Origin of the sequence: Paraburkholderia sp. MPAMCS5 (genome assembly GCF_036016995.1) — a bacterium.
Taxonomy (GTDB): Bacteria; Pseudomonadota; Gammaproteobacteria; order Burkholderiales; family Burkholderiaceae; genus Paraburkholderia.
In genome coordinates, this window is sequence record NZ_JAYXBK010000002.1 from 607087 (window position 1) to 624942 (window position 17856).

Annotated in this window: 16 protein-coding genes; all 16 read left to right on the forward strand. The window is 61.3% G+C overall.

What is annotated here, in order from left to right; genetic code table 11:
• Positions 1–76 precede the first annotated feature (76 nt).
• The 16 genes from plsX to rnc all read left to right on the forward strand — a co-directional run bounded on the left by plsX (position 77) and on the right by rnc (position 17823).
• Positions 77–1183: a phosphate acyltransferase PlsX gene (plsX, locus tag VOM14_RS06910; RefSeq protein WP_327627974.1), complete on the forward strand. Its 1107-nt coding sequence runs from the start codon at positions 77–79 to the stop codon at positions 1181–1183.
• Positions 1183–2172, forward strand: coding sequence for a beta-ketoacyl-ACP synthase III (locus tag VOM14_RS06915; protein ID WP_327627975.1), 990 nt, complete (start codon positions 1183–1185; stop codon positions 2170–2172). The genes plsX and VOM14_RS06915 overlap by 1 nt, the downstream gene beginning before the upstream one ends.
• Positions 2173–2260: 88 nt before the next feature.
• The gene (fabD, locus tag VOM14_RS06920; RefSeq protein ID WP_327627976.1) at positions 2261–3196 is read left to right on the forward strand and encodes an ACP S-malonyltransferase; all 936 of its coding nucleotides are present in this window, start codon (positions 2261–2263) and stop codon (positions 3194–3196) included.
• 73 nt (positions 3197–3269) lie between these two features.
• A complete protein-coding gene (gene fabG, locus VOM14_RS06925; RefSeq protein ID WP_327627977.1) occupies positions 3270–4019 on the forward strand; it encodes a 3-oxoacyl-ACP reductase FabG in 750 nt (249 codons plus the stop codon).
• 150 nt (positions 4020–4169) lie between these two features.
• A complete protein-coding gene (gene acpP / locus VOM14_RS06930; protein WP_004197638.1) occupies positions 4170–4409 on the forward strand; it encodes an acyl carrier protein in 240 nt (79 codons plus the stop codon).
• A gap of 240 nt (positions 4410–4649) precedes the next feature.
• Positions 4650–5888 (forward strand): beta-ketoacyl-ACP synthase II, encoded by a 1239-nt coding sequence (gene fabF, locus VOM14_RS06935; RefSeq protein WP_327627978.1) that lies wholly within the window; start codon positions 4650–4652, stop codon positions 5886–5888.
• A gap of 116 nt (positions 5889–6004) precedes the next feature.
• On the forward strand, positions 6005–6388 hold the full coding sequence (locus VOM14_RS06940; protein WP_327627979.1) for a protein YgfX: 384 nt from the start codon (positions 6005–6007) through the stop codon (positions 6386–6388).
• 115 nt (positions 6389–6503) lie between these two features.
• A complete protein-coding gene (gene rpoE, locus VOM14_RS06945; protein WP_006051939.1) occupies positions 6504–7103 on the forward strand; it encodes an RNA polymerase sigma factor RpoE in 600 nt (199 codons plus the stop codon).
• Between the two features lie 83 nt (positions 7104–7186).
• The gene (locus tag VOM14_RS06950) at positions 7187–7816 is read left to right on the forward strand and encodes a sigma-E factor negative regulatory protein (protein ID WP_327627980.1); all 630 of its coding nucleotides are present in this window, start codon (positions 7187–7189) and stop codon (positions 7814–7816) included.
• 4 nt (positions 7817–7820) lie between these two features.
• Positions 7821–8864: a MucB/RseB C-terminal domain-containing protein gene (locus tag VOM14_RS06955; RefSeq protein ID WP_327627981.1), complete on the forward strand. Its 1044-nt coding sequence runs from the start codon at positions 7821–7823 to the stop codon at positions 8862–8864.
• A 34-nt stretch (positions 8865–8898) separates the two neighbouring features.
• Positions 8899–10413 carry a DegQ family serine endoprotease gene (locus VOM14_RS06960; protein WP_327627982.1) on the forward strand — a complete coding sequence of 505 codons (1515 nt, stop codon included), beginning with the start codon at positions 8899–8901 and terminating at the stop codon, positions 10411–10413.
• Complete coding sequence (locus VOM14_RS06965; protein WP_327627983.1) at positions 10410–10673, forward strand: glutaredoxin family protein; 264 nt, start codon at positions 10410–10412, stop codon at positions 10671–10673. Before VOM14_RS06960 ends, VOM14_RS06965 begins: the two co-directional genes overlap by 4 nt.
• Positions 10674–11876: 1203 nt before the next feature.
• Positions 11877–13577, forward strand: a complete 1701-nt coding sequence (gene ltrA, locus VOM14_RS06970) for a group II intron reverse transcriptase/maturase (RefSeq protein ID WP_327627984.1) — start codon at positions 11877–11879, stop codon at positions 13575–13577.
• A 162-nt stretch (positions 13578–13739) separates the two neighbouring features.
• A complete protein-coding gene (gene lepA, locus VOM14_RS06975; protein WP_327627985.1) occupies positions 13740–15533 on the forward strand; it encodes a translation elongation factor 4 in 1794 nt (597 codons plus the stop codon).
• Positions 15534–15551: 18 nt separating this feature from the next.
• Positions 15552–16445, forward strand: coding sequence for a signal peptidase I (gene lepB / locus VOM14_RS06980; RefSeq protein WP_327627986.1), 894 nt, complete (start codon positions 15552–15554; stop codon positions 16443–16445).
• Between the two features lie 154 nt (positions 16446–16599).
• Entirely contained in the window at positions 16600–17823 is a 1224-nt protein-coding gene (gene rnc, locus VOM14_RS06985; protein WP_327627987.1) for a ribonuclease III, read from the forward strand.
• Positions 17824–17856 lie beyond the last annotated feature (33 nt).

Consider the following 17856-nt stretch of genomic DNA (forward strand, 5'->3'; position numbering starts at 1 on the left):
TTTTTGCGTCGATCGCAGAGGGCGCTTCAGCGCATATTGCGGTCCCATGCAGGGTGCCTGAAATTCGCCGCACTCCATGACAGTAAAGCTCACGATAGATTGCATGGGAGGCGACCACGGCCCGTCCGTGACCGTTCCCGCTGCCGTCAACTTCGTCCGCTCGCATCCCGACGCGCAGTTGCTGCTCGTCGGCATTGAAAGTGCGATTCGTGCGCAGCTCAAGAAGTTGAAGGCCCTGGACCTGCCGGCACTGACCGTCGTGTCCGCGTCCGAGATCGTCGCCATGGACGATCCGGTCGAAGTCGCGCTGCGCAAGAAAAAAGACTCGTCCATGCGCGTGGCGCTGAATCGCGTCAAGGAAGGCGAGGCGCAAGCCTGCATTTCCGCCGGCAACACCGGCGCGCTGATGGCGGTGTCGCGCTACGTGCTGAAAACGTTGCCGGGCATCGAGCGCCCAGCGATCGCGTCCGCCCTGCCCAATCCGAACGGCTACACCATGATGCTCGATCTGGGCGCCAACGTCGACTGTGAACCGCAGCACCTGCTGCAGTTCGCGGAGATGGGGCACGCGCTCGTGTCCGCGCTCGAAGGCAAGGAGCGGCCCACCATCGGGCTGCTCAATATCGGCGAAGAAGTCATCAAGGGTAACGACACTATCAAGCGTGCCGGCGAGCTGCTGCGCGGCAGCACGCTGAACTTCCATGGCAACGTGGAAGGCAACGACATCTTCAAAGGCACGGTTGACGTGATCGTGTGCGACGGTTTCGTCGGCAATGTGGCGCTGAAGACCTCCGAAGGTCTTGCGCAGATGCTGTCGAACATCATCAAGGAAGAGTTCGGCCGTTCGTGGCTCACCAAGGTGATGGCGGTCCTCGCGCTGCCGGTATTGATGCGCTTCAAGAAGCGTGTCGATCATCGGCAATACAATGGCGCCGCGTTGCTCGGCCTGCGCGGACTGGTGATCAAAAGCCACGGTTCCGCGGACGCCTACGGGTTTGAGTGGGCCATCAAACGCGGGTATGATGCCGTCAAAAACGGCGTGCTGGAGCGCCTTGCGCAAGCGATGGAAGAGAACGCGGGTTCTCTTGAACAGGCGGCGCGCGACGCAAGCGGTGCGGGTCACGCAAGCCCTATCGCAGGCCAGCCGGCCGAGCCCTACGCTGCGCAATCCTCGAAGGCATAATGGCTCAATCGACAATTTATTCCCGCGTGCTGGGAACCGGCAGCTATCTGCCGCCCGCGCGCGTCACCAATCAGGATCTGGCTGAGCGTCTTGCCAAGCAAGGCGTCGAGACGAGTGACGAATGGATCGTGGCCCGTACGGGCATCCATGCACGCCACTTCGCGGATCCTGATGTCACGACGAGCGACCTCTCGCAGTTCGCATCGCAGCGGGCAATCGAGGCGGCGGACATCGATCCCCAAGCCATCGACCTGATCATCGTCGCCACTTCCACGCCGGACTTCGTGTTTCCCAGCACGGCTTGCCTGTTGCAGAGCAAACTCGGCATCAGGAATCACGGCGCGGCGTTCGACGTGCAAGCCGTCTGTTCCGGCTTCGCGTATGCCGTGTCCCTGGCGGACAGCCTGATTCGCGGTGGCCAGCATCGCACGGCGCTTGTCGTCGGCGCGGAAACGTTCTCACGCATTCTCGATTTCAACGACCGCACGACTTGCGTGCTGTTCGGCGACGGCGCGGGAGCGGTGATCCTGCAGGCGTCGGAAGAACCGGGTGTGCTCGCAAGCGCATTGCACGCGGACGGCAGCCATTCCGGCATTCTTTGCACGCCGGGCAATGTGAACGGCGGCGTGGTGTCCGGCAGCGCCTTCCTCCATATGGACGGGCAGGCCGTGTTCAAGCTGGCTGTCAACGTGCTCGAAAAAGTCGCGGTCGAGGCGCTCGAGAAAGCTAACCTGACGGCTGACCAGATCGACTGGCTGATTCCGCACCAGGCCAATATCCGCATCATGCAAAGCACCTGCCGCAAGCTGGGCTTGCCGCAGGAACGCATGGTCGTCACGGTGGGCGAGCACGGCAATACGTCGGCTGCGTCCATTCCGCTCGCACTCGACGTCGCGGTGCGCGACGGCCGCATCAAGCGTGGCCAGAACGTGCTGATCGAAGGCGTCGGCGGCGGCTTCACGTGGGGCGCGTCGGTCATCCGCTACTGACCTCGTCGGGGCGACTTGCGCGGCGCCGTCCAAGGCGCCCATGCGCCCCGCGCCGCTCACATCTGACTAAATCGATTTTGGGGACGATATGAAATTTGCGTTCGTTTTTCCGGGGCAGGCTTCGCAATCGGTCGGCATGCTCAACGCATTTGCCGATCAGGCCATTGTGCGCGAGACGATTCAGGAAGCGTCCGACGCGCTCAATCAGGACCTCGGCAAGCTGATCGCCGAAGGCCCCGCCGAAGATCTGAACCTCACCACCAACACCCAGCCGGTCATGCTGACCGCCGCGTACGCGATTTACCGCGCGTGGCAGCAGGCGGGCGGCCCGGCGCCGGCCCTCGTGGCCGGACACAGCCTCGGTGAATACACGGCGCTGGTCGCGGCCGGCGCACTCGCGTTTCGCGATGCCGTGCCGCTCGTGCGTTTTCGCGCCCAGGCCATGCAAACCGCGGTGCCGGTCGGCGAAGGCGGCATGGCAGCGATTCTCGGTCTCGACGACGACACCGTGCGCGCGGTCTGCGCGGAAGCCTCGGCAGCGGGCGTCGTCGAAGCGGTCAATTTCAATGCGCCGGCGCAAGTCGTGATCGCAGGCCACAAGGCCGCGGTCGAAAAGGCCTGCGAAGTCGCGAAGACGAAGGGCGCAAAGCGCGCGCTGCCACTACCGGTTTCCGCGCCGTTCCACTCGTCGCTGCTCAAGCCCGCGTCGGATCAGTTGCGCGAGTATCTGGCGAGCGTCAATGTCCAGGTGCCGTCCATCCCGGTCATCAACAATGTCGACGTCGCCATCGTCAACGAGCCAGCGCGGATCAAAGACGCGCTCGTGCGCCAGGCCGCCGGTGCCGTACGTTGGGTGGAAAGCGTGCAGGCCATGGCGGCGCAGGGCGTCACGCACGTCGTGGAATGCGGGCCGGGCAAGGTCCTTGCGGGCCTCACGAAGCGTATCGACGGTAATCTGGTCGGCGCGTCGGTGTTCGATCCCGCCTCGCTCGAAGAAACGCTCAAGCTCGTGACGGCAGGCTGAGCGCGCTATCGCGCAGACGCAGCACGAGGCATCAGCAATCAATCAGCCCTCCGATGGGCATTCGGACCGACAGATGGAAAAGACTCTCGACAGGCACATCGCAATCGTAACGGGCGCCTCGCGTGGAATTGGCCGCGCCATCGCCATGGAACTGGCGCGCCAGGGCGCCACGGTGATCGGCACGGCGACCAGCGAAAGCGGCGCGGCAGCGATCAGCGAAGCGTTCAATGCGGCGGGCGTGAGCGGCCGCGGCGCGGTGCTCGACGTGAACGACGCAGCGGCTGCGGAAGCGCTGATCGACGGCACGGTAAAGGAATTCGGCGCGCTGCACGTGCTGGTGAACAATGCCGGCATCACGCAGGACCAACTCGCCATGCGCATGAAAGACGACGACTGGGACGCGGTGATCGACACCAACCTCAAATCGGTGTTCCGTCTGTCGCGCGCGGTGCTGCGCCCCATGATGAAGGCGAAGGGCGGCCGCATCATCAACATTACGTCGGTGGTCGGTTCGGCGGGCAATCCCGGTCAGATCAATTACGCCGCGGCCAAAGCGGGCGTGGCGGGTATGACGCGCGCGCTCGCACGCGAGATCGGCAGCCGCGGCATCACGGTGAATTGCGTCGCGCCGGGTTTCATCGACACGGACATGACGCGCACCCTGCCGGAAGAGCAGCAAACCGCGCTGAAAACGCAGATTCCGCTGGGCCGCCTTGGCAGCCCGGAAGATATCGCACACGCTGTCGCATTCCTCGCGTCGCCGCAAGCGGGCTACATCACCGGCACGACGATGCATGTGAACGGCGGAATGTACATGTCGTAACCAAATTCGGTTACTATCCGCGCCTTGATGCGTTTGCAAATGCGTAAGGCGCATGCCTTGACAGCAACCTGATGCGCCGCTTTTTTGCCGGGTCAAACCTGATAAAATGCGCGCACCTGTATTTTTGAACTTCTTTCCCTTGGAGGGGTAATGGACAATATCGAACAGCGCGTCAAGAAGATCGTCGCAGAACAACTGGGCGTTGCCGAAGCTGAAATCAAGAACGAAGCTTCGTTCGTGAACGACCTCGGCGCCGACTCGCTGGACACCGTTGAACTCGTGATGGCCCTCGAAGACGAATTCGGCATGGAAATTCCGGATGAAGAAGCCGAGAAGATCACCACCGTTCAGCAAGCGATCGACTACGCTCGCGCGAACGTCAAGGCCTAAGGTCATTCGCGCCTGCGTTTCTGCGCTCGCGGCGTATGACGCCCTGCCGTGTCGGTTGCCGACGCCAGCGGGGTCGGCTTTTATTAAGCCGTTTGCCGCGCCGCTTGCCATGCAGGAGCTAGCGATGTTGACAGCGCAACTTTCCGCGCGATTGCCGACTTAACAGCCACAGGGTGCACAGGGCAGGTTCCTGTGGCCGCTGTGGCTTTTGCTTTTGTCATCTATGAAAAAGGGGTTACCGTGAGCCGCCGTCGTGTTGTTGTTACAGGCCTGGGGCTGATTTCGCCTGTTGGCAATAATGTTGCCGACGGTTGGGCCAATCTGGTCGCCGGCAAGTCAGGTATTGCCAATATCACGAAGTTCGACGCGTCGAACTTCTCGACTCGTTTCGCCGGCGAGGTGAAGGGCTTCAATATCGAGGACTACATCCCCGGTAAGGAAGCGCGCCACATGGATACGTTCATCCATTACGGCGTGGCTGCAGGCATACAGGCGATGCAGGACAGCGGCCTCGAAGTGACGGACGAAAATTCGGAGCGTATCGGCGTCGTGGTCGGTTCGGGCATCGGCGGGTTGCCGATGATCGAAGTGACGCAAACCGAACTGCTGAACCGCGGCCCGCGCCGTATTTCGCCGTTCTTTGTGCCGGCGTCGATCATCAACATGATCTCCGGCCATCTGTCCATCAAGTTCGGCATCAAGGGTCCGAATCTCGCCATCGTCACCGCCTGTACCACGGGGCTGCACTGTATCGGCGAGGCTTCGCGCCTGATCGAATACGGCGACGCCGACGTGATGATCGCGGGCGGTGCGGAATCTACCGTGTCGCCGCTCGGAATCGGCGGTTTTGCGGCAGCGCGCGCGCTGTCGCAGCGCAATGACGATCCGGCAACGGCGAGCCGTCCGTGGGACAAAGACCGCGACGGTTTCGTGCTCGGTGAAGGCGCCGGCGTGATGGTGCTCGAAGAGTATGAACATGCGAAGGCTCGCGGCGCGAAGATTTACGCCGAAGTCGGCGGCTATGGGATGAGCGGCGACGCCTATCACATGACCGCACCGCTCGAAGACGGCGACGGCGCGCGCCGCTGCATGCTCGCAGCCATGAAGAACGCGGGCGTCAACGCCGGTCAGGTGAATTACCTGAACGCGCACGGCACGTCCACGCCGCTCGGCGATCTGGCCGAAACCACGGGCATCAAGCGCGCGTTCGGCGACCACGCCAAAAACATGGTCGTGAATTCGACGAAGTCGATGACGGGCCACCTGCTCGGCGGCGCCGGCGGTCTAGAGTCCGTGTTCACCGTGCTCGCCGTGCATCATCAGGTGTCGCCGCCCACGATCAACATCTTCAATCAGGACCCGGAATGCGACCTGGACTACTGCGCCAACACCGCGCGGGAGATGAAGATCGACGTCGCGCTGAAGAACTCGTTCGGGTTCGGCGGCACGAACGGCACGCTCGTCTTCAAGCGCGCCTGATCCCAGAGCGCCGGGTGACGCGCCAGCTGACGGCGCCGGCTTTGCTGGCGCTTTCCCCAGAAACGGCCAGACACGACGGAGCGTCGCAGCGAATCCCGCTGCGACGCTCTGTTTCCATGTGCGTTGCGTTGGCTGCTTTTGTACTCGTGGCGTCGGGTGCTGTCTATCGCGCGGCGGCGCCGTGGCTGGGTGCCTGGCAGGCGGTTCCGTTGACGCTTGCCGCGTGCGCCTTGCTCGCGCTGTGTTCGGTGATGCATGGCCGGACGCAGCCCGTCGCGATAAAGCTGGGGCGCGATGGCCTCACGGTCTGGGGGCGAGCCGGCGGTGTACTCGCTCACGGCCGGATTGCCGGCTGTGCGCACTGGAGTGACCATTTGCTGGTGCTCACGCTGGTGCCGGATGCGGGCCGCCGCCGAACGCTGCTCCTTCCCGCCGACTCGCTCTCCGCAGCGGTTTTTCGCGCCTTGGCGGTGCGAGGACGGCGCCGCGCCGGTGCCTGATGTAACGACTGTAACCGCTGTTACCTCGCGCCGTTACCCTCGGTAACGTGCCGCATTGAACGGGACGCTACAATGGTGCCCCCGTCATGCGCCCTATAGTTAACGGATTTATCAGGTGAGCGAAAAAGAAATTGATCAGGTGCTGGTCGAACGCGTCCAGAAGGGCGATAAGGCCGCGTTCGAGCTTCTGGTCTCCAAATACCACCGCAAGATTCTCCGGCTGATCTCGCGACTCGTGCGCGACCCAGCCGAAGTCGAAGACGTTGCGCAAGACGCTTTTATCAAGGCGTACCGCGCGCTGCCGCAATTTCGCGGCGAATCGGCTTTTTATACGTGGTTGTACCGGATTGCAGTCAACACGGCAAAGAACTACCTTGCGACCCAAGGTCGGCGCGCGCCCACATCGACCGAAGCAGATGCTGAAGAAGCTGAAACTTTCTCGGACGCCGACCAACTAAGGGATATCAACACGCCCGAGTCGATGTTGATGAGCAAGCAGATCGCCGAGACGGTCAATGCTGCGATGGCGGTTTTACCGGAAGAGTTGCGCACCGCCATTACTCTTCGTGAAATTGAAGGTTTGAGCTACGAAGAAATCGCTGAAATGATGGGCTGCCCGATCGGCACCGTCAGGTCGCGAATTTTCCGCGCTCGCGAAGCCATTGCGGCAAAATTGCGTCCGTTGCTTGACACACCTGAAGGCAAGCGCTGGTAAGTCACCGGCGGGCCGAACGGAGCACGGGTGCAATATCTGGATTAGTGGTGTCACTACGGGGTTTTTGTAAGATGGGGAGCATCATGGGGTCGGTCTCGATGCAATCGCAAGCCAGTTCGCGCGGCGAGCGTCTGTCCGCTTTTGTCGACGGGGAGCTTTTCGGCGAAGAGCATCTGAATCTGGACAAGTTTCTGTCCGAGCTGGACGGCGAAGATCGCGCCGCGTGGTCCAGCTATCACCTGATCGGCGACGCTCTGCGTTCCGACGATCTCGCAGTCAGTTCCACGGCAAGCAGCGCCTTCCTGAGTGGATTCGCCGCGCGCTTCGAAAGCGAGCCGCATCTGCTCGCGCCGGCCGCCATGCCGGTCGCGCAACGGCTATTGGCGCTTCGTCGCCGCGTCGTGCCGGCTTTCGCGGTGGCTGCCGCGGCCGCCACCTTGACGTGGATCGTCGTGCCGCAACTGCAAGGCGTGCCGAGCGGTTCGGGCGTCGCGCAAGTCGCTTCGGTGCCGTCGCACGGCGACACAATGAAGGTGGCGATGGCGTCCGTGCCGTCGGCCAATGTCATGCCAGCCGCGCAAGACGCCAACATCATTCGCGACGCGAGTCTCGACCAGTACCTCGAAGCTCATCAGCAGTTTGCGCAGCAGCCGGTCATGCCGGGTTCCATGCCGCTGATTCGCGCCGCTGCAGTCTCTACGCAAGGCCAATAGTTTGATGCAGACTCCGCGGTTGAATAAAACGACTATCTGGGGGCGGCTGCCGGCATTTCTGTTCTGCGCAGCCGTATTGTTGTCCGCTACACCGCGGGTCTTTGCACAAACAGACGATCCGCTTGTCGCCCGTCGCACGGCTGCCGACCTTCTCGATCGCATCCACCACGCCGCTCAGCAGCAGAACTACGAAGGCGCGTTCGTGTATCAACGGGGCAATTTCGTTCAAACGTCGCGGATCGCGCACTATGCGACCCGGACTGACGGCGAATTCGAGCAACTCGAAAGCCTTGACGGCAAGCCGCGCAAAATGCTCCGTCACAACGACGAGCTGTACACATTCGTGCCGGAACGGCATTTGTGCGTGGTCGAGAAGCGCCAGAACAAGGACTCGTTCCCGGCGCTCCTCGCGGTAAGCGGCGAACAGGTTCTGTCGGTATATGAGCCGAAGCTGCTCGGCGACGACCGCGTCGCGGGCGTCGAAAGCCAGGTGGTCGAACTCGACCCGAAAGACGCTTATCGCTTCGCTTACAAACTGTGGGCCGACAAGAAGACCGGGCTGCTGCTGCGTGCCCAGACACTCGATCCGAGCGGGCAGGTGCTCGAGCAACTGTCGTTCTCGCAGATTCGCATCGGCGTCCCCGTCGACAAGGCAGGCATTGTGAACGGTATTCGCAATACTGCTGGGTGGACTGTTGTGCATCCGCCGGTCGAGCCGGTCGACATGGCCGCGCAAGGCTGGGAGTTCGCGCCCACGGTGCCGGGCTTCCGCAAGATCCGTGAATTGCGCCGCCCCATGGCGGCGCGCGAAGCAGGCCAGCCGACCATTCCGGTCGATCAGGCCGTGTTCTCCGATGGTCTCGCCGCCGTCTCGGTGTTCATCGAGCCGGTCGAGAACAACACGCGCAAGGAAGGCGCGGGCAGCAGTGGCGCGACGCATGTGCTAGTCAAGCGGCGCGGCGACTTCTGGATTACTCTGCTCGGTGAAGTGCCCCAGACGACGTTGCAGCAATTTGCGTCTGCCATAGAATATAAGGCTCCGAAGTAATCCTCCGATCCTGAATCCCTCGGCTTCCAACGATATGACGACTTTCTCGGTGCGCACATTCCTCGCGGCCGCGGTTGTGGTGGCATGTTTGCCGTTCGCGCCGCACACGGCGTCCGCGGCTCCCGCTGCCAACCTGCCCGACTTCACTGACCTCGTCGACAAGGTCGGCCCGGCGGTCGTCAACATTCGCACGACCACGCGCGTCTCGAGCAGCGGCACGCGCGGCGGATTGCCGCCCGGCATGGACGACGGCGACATGTCGGAGTTTTTCCGGCGCTTTTTCGGCATTCCGTTGCCTCAGTCGCCGCAATCGCCCGGTTCGCCGCGCGGTGGCGACAATGGCGGCAGCGGTGGAGGCGGCGGCCAGGACGCGCCGGACAGCAACGATTCGGAACAGAACAGCGGGGTCGGTTCGGGCTTCATTCTGTCGGCCGACGGCTACGTCATGACCAATGCGCATGTCATCGACGACGCGGACACCATTTACGTCACGCTCACCGACAAGCGCGAATTCAAGGCGAAGCTCATTGGCGTGGACGACCGGACCGACGTCGCGGTCGTGAAGATCAGCGCCGCGAATCTGCCGACCATCACCATCGGCGATTCGAACAAGGTTCGCGTGGGCGAATGGGTTGTCGCGATCGGCTCGCCGTTCGGTCTCGAAAACACGGTGACGGCCGGCATCGTCAGCGCGAAGGGGCGCGATACGGGCGACTATCTGCCGTTCATCCAGACCGACGTGGCCGTGAATCCGGGCAATTCGGGCGGCCCGCTCATCAATATGCAGGGCGAGGTGATCGGCATCAACTCGCAGATTTATAGCCGTACGGGCGGCTTCATGGGCATTTCGTTTGCCATTCCGATCGACGAAGCCATGCGCGTGGCCGACCAGTTGAAGGCGTCGGGCAAAGTGGTGCGCGGCCGGATCGCAGTGGCGATCGGCGAAGTGACCAAAGACGTCGCCGACTCGCTCGGCCTGCCGAAGTCGCAAGGCGCGCTCGTCAGCAGCGTGGAGCCGGGCGGCCCGGCGGACAAGGCCGGCGTGCAGCCGGGCGACATCATTCTGAAGTTCAACGGTCATTCGGTGGATACGGCCACGGACCTGCCGCGCATGGTCGGCGATACGAAGCCGGGCACGAAGGCGACCATCACCGTCTGGCGCAAGGGCCAGACGCGCGATCTGCCGGTCACGATTGCCGAAATGCAGCCGGACAAGACCGCGAAGGCCGATCAGAAAAAGCCGCAGCCGCCCAAGCAGCGCGCCACGAACGCTCTGGGCGTTGCCGTCAGCGATATTCCCGCGGATCAGATGAAATCGCTCAAGCTGCACAACGGCGTGCAGATCGACGCGGCGGACGGTCCTGCGGCGCGTGTCGGCCTGCAAAAGGGCGACATCATCCTGCGGGTGGGCGATACGGACATTACGAGCGCGAAGCAGTTCGACGAACTGACCTCGCATCTGGATTCGCAAAAGATGGTCGCGCTGCTGGTTCGCCGCGGCGAGAACACGCAGTTCGTGCCGATCCGTCCGCGCAGCGCCCAGAAATGACGAGGGCGGTGCTGCTCACGCTCTACGGGCGCGCGTGGTGCCACCTCTGCGACGACATGCGCGCCGCGCTCGAGCCGTTGCTGACCGAGTTCGGCGCGCAGGTGGAAGTAATCGACGTCGACAGCGATCCGGTGCTCGAAGCGCGGTATAACGACCTGGTGCCGGTACTGGTGTGCGACGGCGTCGAGTTGTGCCGCTACCATTTCGACGAAGCGCAGGTGCGCAGCGCGCTTGCAGCGCGTGCTGCTTTGTCATCCTGAGAGCAGTCCAGGTTTTCCAGCGCAGCACGAGGCGCGTTTCCCTGTCGACCAGAAGGCCGGTCACGAGGCACGATTGCAGGCCGTTCCCAACGCCGCCAATCCGCGTCCAATCGCCCGAACCTCGCAAGATGCGCCGGGCACCGGCCTTTTCGGCTAAAATAGATAAGTTTTGTGCGACACGCACGCTCGTGTCCGGCCGCTCCACGTTACGGAGCATCGACTAGAGGGTTATTGAGGCAACTCACCATGCCCTCCGCAGGCGGCCACCTTGTGGGCTGCACTTTAAGAAGCAGATGCGACCCTATGGGAAGCATCCTTGTAGTGAAATGGGAAACCGGAGCAATCAGCCGGGAACCTTGTTGCATGGGCCTGATTATCGTCAGGTCCCGCCCAGTCAGCGGCTTCATCTCCGCCGACAGGGCGGGGTGATGTTTGCAATTCCCGAGCCTTCAGGCAAGGGTTTCGCTAAACGATACGAGCGAAAGCTCGGTGTGTCATTGTTCGACCTCGTTGCTGAAGATGAGGGTAGTGAACCTGCTGTACGACCAGCAGTAGCCTAGGAAGACATGCGTCACTGGCAACGGTGGGGTTTGAAGCTCTTCTGACAATGTATCCCCCAGATGTTGTGGGCAAGCGCGCCTGTGAAGGCTCGAATTGGAGACTCCGAGCAGAGATGGGGTTGAGGAGCTAGGCTGGCTGACAAGGTTAATGTAAGTGAACTGCTGATAAACCTCGTTACTATTGATGAGCCAAATCTGCTGACAGGCTCTGACCAAAACGGTATGCGGTCGGATAACTCGCTGGAACTTCGGGTTACGTCGTCATTGGATCGCCGGGGGAAAGGCAGAACCTACCTCAGTCGTGTGACATGCCGGGAACGTGGTAAGCCTGTATGGTTGCCAGTGCAGTAAGGCTGGCAGGCGAACCGCAAGGGACGCTGTTGATTGTGCAGGTATGGGAGGACGGAGAAAGCGAATGCCGGGCTGTAATGGTCCGGATAGGGGTTGAGACATTACCCTCCGTGAAAGCGGGCCCACTTCCGTCTGGTCCACCGTCGCATGACGGCTGACTACCCTCTGTAACTTGGTCAGATGCAGGTGCATGCGCCTGCATTGAGTTTTGTTTTTCCCCAGCGGGGTGTATCTGCCCCGCTGGGGGGAGATGCGCCTTCTGTCTGGGGACTTTTCCAGGTAGGAGAGCAGCATGAAAGTATCTGGTCGAAAGACCGGATCTGCGCTTTCCCACGCGCCGGACAACTGGTACGCCATAGATTGGCGACGGGTTGAGCGGAACGTGAGAGGGATGCAGATTCGAATTGCGAAGGCGACGCGGGAAAGCGATTGGCGAAGGGTGAAAGCCCTGCAACGGATGCTGACCCGCACGTTGTCTGCGAAGCTGTATGCGGTACGACGTGTTACGCAAAACCAGGGTGCGCGAACGGCTGGAGTCGATCGCGAGCTATGGGATTCGCCTGACAGCCGGTGGGCAGCCATCGGCGGGTTGAAGCGGCGCGGATACAAGCCTCTGCCATTACGGAGGGTCTTTATCCCCAAGGCCAATGGGAAGGAACGCCCTCTGGGCATTCCGACCATGCGGGACAGGGCGATGCAAGCTCTGCATCTGCTGGCCTTGGAGCCGGTGTCGGAATCGACGAGCGACCCGAACTCTTATGGGTTTAGGATAAACCGCTCGACGGCCGATGCTATGGGTCAGATACGCGCTTGCACGTCCCGGAAGGATTCGTCCCGATGGGTACTGGAAGCCGATATCAAAGGCTGCTTTGACCATATCAACCACGACTGGCTGGAAAACCATGTCCCAATGGACAGGGAAATTCTCCGGAAGTGGTTGAAGGCTGGCCTGATTTATAAGGGACAGCTCCAGGCGACTGAGGCCGGTACGCCGCAGGGAGGGATCATCTCCCCGACGTTGGCTAACGTGACGCTGAACGGGCTTGAACGTGAACTGATTGCGCACCTGCGTGCGAAATTTGGAATCGGTAAGGCCAGAAAGCTGAAAGTGAATGTGGTGCGATACGCGGATGACTTCGTCATCACTGGCGTCTCGAAAGAGGTGCTGGCTGATGTAGTCCGACCTTGGGTGGAAGCGTTCCTTGCTGTTCGAGGTTTGCAACTGTCTGAGGCCAAAACGCGCATCACACACATTGATGACGGCTTCGATTTCCTTGGCTGGAACTTCCGGAAGTACTCGGGAAAACTGCTCATCAAGCCGAGCAAGAAAAACGCGCAAGCGTTCTATCGCAAGGTGGCGGAAACGGTCAGCGGTCACAAGATGATGAGGCAGGGCGATTTGATCAAACTGCTGAATCCGATGCTGCGAGGGTGGGCTCAGTACCATCACCGCGTATCAGCCAAGCAGGCTTACAGCCGTATGGAGTCGCTGATTTTCTGGCGGCTTTGGCGGTGGTCGAAGAGGCGGCATCCACTGAAGAGAAGCGAATGGGTGAGAAAGCGGTACTTCCACACTATCGGGAATCGACACTGGGTGTTTGCTGCTCCCGTGGCTCAGACTGACGGCAGTCCGGGTCTGCTTGAACTGTACCAACTTAGCGGTACGGCCATTGAGTATCACGAAAGGATCCAAGGGGAATTCAATCCTTTTGATCCCGAGTGGGAGCAGTATGGAGAGGAGTTGCGCCGGACGCGCATGTGGAAATCACTGCGCTACCGGAAGCAATGGGCGACTTTGTATTTTTCACAGGATGGCCTTTGTGCACACTGTGGCTCGGCCCTGACTGACGAGACTGGCTGGCACGATCACCACTTGGTGTATCGAATGCACGGCGGGTCAGATCGTCTCTCCAATCGGGTATTGCTTCATCCGCATTGCCATCAGCAAGTGCACGCTGGGCAACTTGCCGTGACAAAGCCGGTTTCATCTTAGATGAAACTTTGCTCGTGGGCTTGAGCCGTATGCGGGGAAACTCGCACGTACGGTTCTTAGGGGGCTCCTCTTCCGAAAGGAAGTGGGGCTACCCTACTCACCTACTTACAAGGCGTGCTCCGCTATTGTCCGAGCGCGCCTTTTTTGCTTGATCGGCACTGAATGGATCATATTCGTAACTTCTCGATCATTGCGCACATCGACCATGGCAAGTCGACGCTCGCCGATCGCATCATCCAGATTTGCGGCGGCTTGTCCGACCGCGAAATGGAAGCACAAGTGCTCGACTCGATGGATCTGGAGCGCGAGCGCGGCATCACCATCAAAGCGCAAACCGCCGCGCTGACGTACCGCGCGCGCGACGGCAAGGTCTACAACCTGAACATGATCGACACGCCGGGCCACGTCGACTTCTCGTACGAAGTGAGCCGCTCGCTGTCCGCGTGCGAAGGCGCGCTGCTCGTGGTCGACGCGAGCCAGGGCGTCGAGGCGCAAACGGTCGCCAACTGCTACACGGCAATCGAACTCGGCGTCGACGTTATTCCGGTGCTCAACAAGATCGACTTGCCGGCCGCGAATCCTGAGAGCGCGATTGCCGAAATCGAAGACGTGATCGGCATCGACGCGACGGACGCCACGCATTGCAGCGCGAAGACCGGCCTCGGCGTCGAAGACGTGCTCGAAGCGTTGATCGCGAAAGTGCCGGCGCCCAAGGGAGATCCGGACGCGCCGTTGCAGGCGCTGATCATCGACTCGTGGTTCGACAACTACGTCGGCGTCGTCATGCTGGTGCGTATCGTCAACGGCACGCTGCGTCCGAAAGACAAGATCCGCCTGATGGCCACCGGCGCGCAATATCCGGTCGAGCACATCGGCGTATTCACGCCGAAGTCGAAGAACCTGGAATCGTTGTCGGCGGGGCAGGTGGGCTTCATCATCGCGGGCATCAAGGAGTTGGCCGCGGCGAAAGTCGGCGACACGGTCACGCTGGTGAATCGTCCCGCCGGGGAGCCGCTGCCCGGCTTCAAGGAAGTGAAGCCGCAGGTGTTCGCCGGCCTCTATCCGGTCGAGGCCAACCAGTACGACGCGCTGCGCGATTCGCTCGAAAAGCTGAAGCTGAACGACGCTTCGCTGCAATATGAGCCGGAAGTTTCACAAGCGCTCGGGTTTGGCTTCCGTTGCGGCTTCCTCGGTCTGCTGCATATGGAGATCGTGCAGGAACGTCTCGAACGCGAGTTCGATATGGACCTGATCACCACGGCGCCGACCGTGGTCTATGAAGTCCTGCAACGCGACGGCACGATCATCATGGTCGAGAATCCGGCCAAGATGCCGGAGCCGTCAAAGATCGAAGAAGTGCGCGAGCCGATCGTCACCGTGAATCTGTACATGCCGCAAGACTATGTCGGTCCGGTGATCACGCTGTGCACGCAAAAGCGCGGCACGCAGATCAACATGCAGTATCACGGCCGCCAGGTGCAGCTCACGTATGAGATTCCGATGGGCGAAGTCGTGCTCGACTTCTTCGACCGCCTGAAGTCCATTTCGCGCGGCTATGCGTCGATGGATTACGAGTTCAAGGAATACCGTGCGTCGGACGTCGTGAAGGTCGACATGCTGATCAACGGCGACAAGGTCGACGCGCTGTCGGTCATCGTGCACCGTTCGCAAAGCCAGTATCGCGGCCGCGAAGTGGCGGCCAAAATGCGTGAACTGATTCCACGTCAAATGTACGACGTCGCGGTTCAGGCCACGATCGGCGCGAATATCATTGCGCGCGAAAACATTAAAGCGTTGCGTAAGAACGTGCTGGCAAAATGCTACGGCGGCGATATTTCACGTAAGAAAAAGCTGCTGGAAAAGCAAAAGGCAGGCAAGAAGCGAATGAAGCAAGTGGGGTCCGTCGAGATTCCGCAAGAGGCTTTCCTCGCCATCCTGCGTGTCGAAGACAAATAAGACGAACAACGGAACCCTATGAATTTTGCGCTGATTCTTTTTGTGCTCGTCATTTTGACGGGCGTCGCATGGGTCGCAGACAAACTGGTGTTCATGCCGCAGCGGCGGCGCGCGGCGGAAGCCGCAGTGGCCGAGTTCGACCGTCAGCAGGCACGCATCGGCGAGCGTTTCGCCGACGAAAACGCGGCGCAAACGCGTGCCCGTCTGCGTGACGACAAGCTGCGCCAGCCGTGGTGGCTCGAATACTCGGCGAGCTTTTTTCCGGTGATTCTGGTGGTTTTCGTGGTGCGCTCGTTTGTTGTCGAGCCGTTCAAGATTCCGTCGGGCTCGATGGTGCCGACGCTGCTGGTGGGCGACTTCATCCTCGTCAACAAATTCGATTACGGCATTCGCCTGCCGATCGTCAACACGAAAATCACTGCGGGCCGTCCGCTCGAACGCGGCGACGTGGTGGTGTTCCGCTATCCGAAAGACGAATCGGTCGACTACATCAAGCGCGTGATCGGCTTGCCGGGCGACACGATTGCCTATCAGGACAAGCAGCTCACGATCAACGGCAAGCCCGTGTCTGAAACGCCGCTGCCCGATTATCTCGACGAAGAACGCCTCGGTTACGCCAAGCAGTTCGAAGAAAATCTCGACGGCCGCAAGAACGCGATTCTGAACAATCCGGCAGTGCCTCCGTTTATCGTCGGCGCGGAAGATTATCCGTATCGCGATAACTGCACGTACAACGCCCGCGGCGTGATCTGCAAAGTGCCGCCGGGCAATTACTTCATGATGGGCGACAACCGCGACAACAGCGCGGACAGCCGTTATTGGGGTTTTGCGCCGGACAAGAATATCGTCGGCCGCGCGTTCTTCATCTGGATGAACTTCAGCAATCTCAAGCGCATCGGCTCGTTCCAGTAATTCGCGCGTTCGCTGCATGACACGCCGCGGCCACATGAGCCGCGACGTGTTATCGCGCCACTTTAAGAACCTCCGGTAACGTCGCTTCACCACGCTTTTTCCGCTGGCCGTACCGCGTTTTCGCCCGGTACGGCGCCCGCGTTATACTCTGCCCATGCCCTCATCTCCGTTGGAAAGCCGTTTGCGCTACGAATTTCGCAATGCGGAATTGCTGCGCCAGGCTTTAACACACCGCAGTCACAGTGCCACGCATAACGAACGGCTCGAGTTTCTCGGCGACTCTGTTCTGAATTGCGCGGTGGCCGCGCTTTTGTTCCAACGTTTCGGCAAGCTCGACGAAGGCGATCTGTCTCGCGTGCGCGCCAATCTGGTCAAGCAGCAGTCGCTTTACGAGATTGCTCAGGCCCTGAATATTTCCGAAGGACTTCGTCTCGGCGAGGGCGAGTTGCGCAGCGGCGGCTTCCGGCGCCCTTCCATCCTAGCTGACACGCTGGAAGCGGTGCTGGGTGCCATATTCCTCGACGGCGGCTTCGAAGCCGCCCAGACAGTTATTAAGCGCCTTTACGTGCCGATTCTCGATCACATCGATCCGCGTACGCTCGGCAAAGACGCCAAGACACTGCTGCAAGAGTATTTGCAGGGTCACAAGATTGCGCTGCCCACCTATACGGTCGTGGCGACGCATGGTGCGGCGCACAATCAGCAATTCGAAGTGGAATGCACGGTGCCCAAGCTGGATGTGAAGGTGGCGGGCTCGGGCGCGAGCCGCCGCGCGGCTGAGCAGGCCGCCGCCAAAAAGGCGCTCGACGAAGTCATGGCCGCGGCGCCTGCGGTGGTAGGCAAGCCGAAGCGCTCGAAAGGCGCTCGCGCAGCGAAGCACGCCGAGCTCGAGATCGTTCCCGGCGTGACCGGCGTCCAGGCCGCGCTCGACTTGCGCAGCCCGGACCGCAAGAACGAACGCGGCGCAGGGCGGGGCGATCCGCGCGCGGCGTCGGCCGCTGAGCCGGCCACCGAACGCACGGCGTTTGCCGCCGCAGCGGCGCCACTGGCCATGATTCGCGCCGCACACGTCGAGTACAGCGCGTCGGAAAAGCCTGAACGCGCCGATAGGACCGAGCGAACCGAGAAAGCCGAGAAAGCGGATAAAGCCGCCGACCTGAAGGCCGAGTCCAAAGCCGACCCCGCTGCCGCCCGCAGTGGCGCAGACAAACCGCACCGCAACCGCGAAGCCGCCGGCGCGACTCCGTCCGCGACAAGCGCGACAAGCGCGACAAACACAACAAACACAACAACCACAACGAACGCCCCGGCGTCCACCGAACACGAACCCGGCGGAGCCGACGCGATGCAAACGCGCGTCGCCGACGCGGGCCATTGATTGCTCCGGCGCGCGCCCATTGCGCGTGTCGAT